This window comes from Skermanella sp. (genome assembly GCF_059503625.1).
The window spans coordinates 1-2,673 of sequence record NZ_JCACHA010000361.1 but is presented as its reverse complement, the minus strand read 5'-3'; the positions used below and the strand labels follow the sequence as shown (position 1 = coordinate 2,673).

Below are 2,673 nucleotides of genomic sequence, written 5' to 3'. Positions count from 1 at the left end.
AGCTTGAATCACGCCCATCCAACCGCGCCAAGCCATTCTCAAACGGTCACTTAGCCCGATCCGAATTCATCGCTTCAGCCGCCTCAACGGCACCTGCTCGGCCAGCTTGTTCGATGGCACGTTTGTCGGACTTGCCGGCCTTCAGCGAGCGACGCATTTCGACGGTGGCCCGCTTCGAAGTTGGCGGTAGTCCTGCCGCCGGCGGATACCAGCCGCAGCACCCGCAACCTCTCGATTCGCTATGCTCAACTGTGCGGCTGGGGACATGGCAGATATTTCTGTCCCCATCTTCGGAGCGCCGACGCCCGAACCAATGGCCGAGGGTCTTCGCATGCGCCGGCCTAGCCCGGCCACTGGGCGGTCGGGCCAGGCGGCGATCGATGCCTTCATTGCCGCGAACCCGAAGACCACGCTGCAGGGAAGGTGGCTCGCCGCCAATGCCCCGCCGGCGAGCTGGGCGACAACGCCCTATTGGGGCGTCAACACCTTCCGCTTTCGCGGCGCCGATGGCGAGGTCCGCCCGGCACGCTGGGTGTTCGAGCCCGCGGCCGGGACGCAGCGCCTCAGCGATGAGCAGATGCGCAGCCTGCCCGCCGACTTCCTGGCCGAAGAGCTGCGAGGCCGGATCGCCCAGGCGCCTGCCGCCTTCGACATGATGCTGATCTTCCCGCAGGCTGGCGATGACCTGAACGACCCGACCGTCGCATGGCCCGACAACCGGCCATGCGTGACGGCTGGCCGGCTGACGGTCATCAAAGTCGCACCCGGGCCAGGCGGCGCCTGCGACCGGATCAGCCTCCTGGCACTCGCCAATCAGCCCAGGGTGGAGTTGAGCGACGAGCCGACACTCTGTGCTCGCCCAGCACCCTATGCGGTGTCGCTCTCAAAGCGGATGCGGGCTCAATAACGCCAGGCCAGAGGTCCGCACCATGGATGTGCCCCACCAAGTTGCCAGCGCTTGGCGTACCGCCAAACTCATCCCAAAATCTTCTTTCCGCAGTCCGGTGAGGGCGTCGCAGCTGCGAAGATGCGGTCCGGTCGGGCGGCGACCAACAATTCCGCCAGCGATGTCGGAGTAAACCCCGGTCAGCGTCCGACCCTGAGCTTCGACCAAAGGTTTGGACACTGGCTCACCGTTCCTTTCGTTTTCTAGACTAATCAATCGATTGATAGGTTCAGCCGGGTGACCATGCGCTGCTCGTACTCGGCGCGTTCGCGTGCGAATGCGGTGTAGTCCGCGGGGCCGAGATACTCGTTTGGCATGTCGTTGCTGGCCATGAAGTCTTGTACTCGCGGATGAAGCTGGGTTTTCCGGAAGGCTTGGTGCAACGCCTCGACCACCTCTGGCTCCATGCCCTTCGGCCCGGCTATGCCGTAGGGCGAGGTCACCACCATGCCGTAGCCAAGCTCCAGCAGCGTCGGCGCACTAGGAAAGCTGCGCAGCCGTTCTTTCGTCCATACAGCCAGCAGCCGCAACTGCCCCGTCTCGACAACCGGGGCCCAGGAGTTGGAGTTGGCGATGCAGTCCAGCTGCCGAGCCAGTACGGCAGTGATGTTCTCGGAGGTGCCGCGGTAAGGCACATGCGTCATCTGCACGCCTTCCTTTTGGCAGAGTTCTTCCATGGCTAGGTGGTTGGAGGTTGCGATCCCGGAGGTGCCGTAGGTGAGCTCACCTGGGCGTCTCCGTGCTTCAGCAAACATTTCGGCCAGTGTACTCCAGCCCGAGGCTGGGTGCACCACATGGCCGAAGACGAAGCCCGTTTGCTGCATGATGTAGGTGAAGTCATTCACCGGATCCCAAGTCGGCCGTTTCGTCAGGAAAGGATGCCGGATGACCGAGAGATGGTGATGTGCGATGATGTAGCCGTCGGGTCGCGCCTGGTTGAGCAGGAACTGAGCGGCCAACGTGCCCCGGGCGCCAGGTCGGTTCTCGATGATCAGCGTCTGGCCGGTATCTTGCTGAAACAACTCGCCCTGCAGGCGGATGAAGGCGTCGAGTGTGCCTCCCGGTGCCCAGGGGATCAGGAACCGCACCGGGCGATTGGGGAAGCGTCCTTGGCCGATGGCCGGGCACGCGAGCACCGTCGCAGTAAGCGCGGCACCGACTGCCGAGCGACGGCCGATTGAGGCCATGTTCATCGATTTCATCCTCCCAGCAAGGCTGCCGTCCGGTTGTTCGGACTTTGCTGGACGCTATGTTTGCTCATGGCGGCTTCTAGAACAATATCGCGGCTGCATGCACTCGCATTTGGCGCCGATCAGCAGCAATATGCGGCGGTGGTGCCCGCGCCCATGCCGCACGCCCGGACCAAATCCGGGTAAGCAGTCGGGTCAGCAGCTTGAGATGCCTATCCCAGCCTTTGACTTCTGCGTTGAGCGCCAGCCAGCGCCGGGACATCGCCCGCAGGACTGTTGTGCTTTGAGGTTTTCTCGGCCCGTCAGCGGAACTCGCTGCCGTCGCTTATGGCCCCGTGGAGGACGACCGAGAGTTTCCAAGCTCCGGCGACGGCCACCTTCCTGGTGTCGGACGGTTTAGCCCGCCGTGTCGCCCAGACCTTCAGCGCCGGCGCGCGCGAAACCTGATTGAGGATGAGCCCCGCAGCCTTGTAGCGATAGGTTCTTAGCTCGACTTTGGCCATTCGCGGAGGGTGAGGCGGCGGAGCGAGTGACTGG

2 protein-coding genes and 1 pseudogene are annotated in these 2,673 nt (G+C 63.6%); 1 reads left to right on the top strand and 2 read right to left on the bottom strand.

The features are described 5' to 3' along the window. The first annotated feature begins 241 nt into the window (after window positions 1-241). Window positions 242-907 (top strand): catalase, encoded by a 666-nt coding sequence (locus tag AC5JJ6_RS08200; protein WP_496041565.1) that lies wholly within the window; start codon window positions 242-244, stop codon window positions 905-907. 251 nt (window positions 908-1,158) lie between these two features. On the opposite strand, the gene AC5JJ6_RS08195 is transcribed toward AC5JJ6_RS08200, so the two are convergent. Continuing rightward, window positions 1,159-2,139 (bottom strand): Bug family tripartite tricarboxylate transporter substrate binding protein, encoded by a 981-nt coding sequence (locus AC5JJ6_RS08195; protein ID WP_496041564.1) that lies wholly within the window; start codon window positions 2,137-2,139, stop codon window positions 1,159-1,161. Window positions 2,140-2,438: 299 nt separating this feature from the next. Further along, a pseudogene (locus tag AC5JJ6_RS08190) lies at window positions 2,439-2,673 on the bottom strand (hypothetical protein); the annotation flags it as partial.

What these genes read in the sequence shown, in the direction of transcription:
- AC5JJ6_RS08200 (WP_496041565.1), top strand. Translation starts at nt 242, where the DNA reads ATGCTCAACTGTGCGGCTGGGGACATGGCAGATATTTCTGTCCCCATC.
- AC5JJ6_RS08195 (WP_496041564.1), bottom strand. Translation starts at nt 2,139, where the DNA reads ATGAACATGGCCTCAATCGGCCGTCGCTCGGCAGTCGGTGCCGCGCTT.